This window comes from Arthrobacter sp. SAFR-044 (genome assembly GCF_051965175.1).
Classification (GTDB): Bacteria; Actinomycetota; Actinomycetes; order Actinomycetales; family Micrococcaceae; genus Arthrobacter.
The window spans coordinates 1-987 of record NZ_JBQCMK010000037.1 but is presented as its reverse complement, the minus strand read 5'-3'; the positions used below and the strand labels follow the sequence as shown (position 1 = coordinate 987).

General features: G+C 58.0%; 1 protein-coding gene. It reads left to right on the top strand.

Annotation, left to right across the window (positions count from 1 at the left end; translation table 11 throughout):
• On the top strand, positions 1–987 hold a 987-nt coding region (locus ACTHQS_RS21030), incomplete at both ends, for a polysaccharide biosynthesis tyrosine autokinase (RefSeq protein WP_440172741.1).

The following is a 987-nucleotide window of genomic DNA, read 5'->3' as shown; positions in this document are numbered from 1 at the left end:
GCCTGAGGAGACTGTCATCATTATCCTGACGGCGACCGACCCGGACCCGAATCAAGCTGCGAAGATTGCAAATTTGTCCGCTAAGCAGCTGATCTCGGCTGTGGACGGGGTCGAGGACGTGGGCCTTGTGCGCCTGAGTGTTTTCGAGGAAGCTTCGGCCCCGAGTTTCCCATCTTCGCCGGTCCTGCCCGCCAATCTTGCCCTCGGGGGGCTGCTAGGACTCCTTGTCGGGTTCGGCTATGTATTTTTTCGCCAAGCGCTGGATAGGGGAATTCGAGGCCAAGCCGATGTTGAGCCAGTTGTTGGGGCGAGGATTCTCGGTGCTGTTGCCTTTGACCCAAGCGTGGAACATCAACTCGAGGTCGTTCAAAGAGATGCTTTTAGCTCTAGGGCAGAAAGCCTTCGCCAGCTGCGGACCCAGTTACGCTTCACCAACACCGCTGGGGGCTCGCAGACGGTAGTTGTGTCGTCCTCGATAGCGGGGGAGGGTAAGACTTCGATCGCGGTGAACCTGGCGATCATGTTTGCCGAAAGTGGTACTCGCGTACTGTTGATTGATGCTGATTTGCGATGTCCGCAGATTGCAAACATCCTTGGGATCGATGGTTCTGTTGGGCTCTCAGATGTACTGTCGGATAGCGTGGCACTGGCCGATGCCGTCCAAGAATCTGGCCATGCGGAAGCGTTCCACGTCCTCCCTTCCGGAGGCCCGGTGCCAAATCCGAGCAAGCTTCTGGGCTCGCCCACGATGGAGAAACTCATCGAGCGTGCTGAGACGGACTACGCCGTCGTGTTGATCGATACGCCGCCATTGTTGCCCGTCGCGGATCCGGCGATCATCGCGGCCAAAACCAGTGGAGTGGTTCTTGTCGTCAGTGCTGACGGCCGGACAACACAGGAAGATGTTACCCAAGCCGTCGCGACCCTGAATGCAATTAATACCTCGTTCCTGGGCGTAGTCGTCAACAAGGCCGGCAGGACCGAACG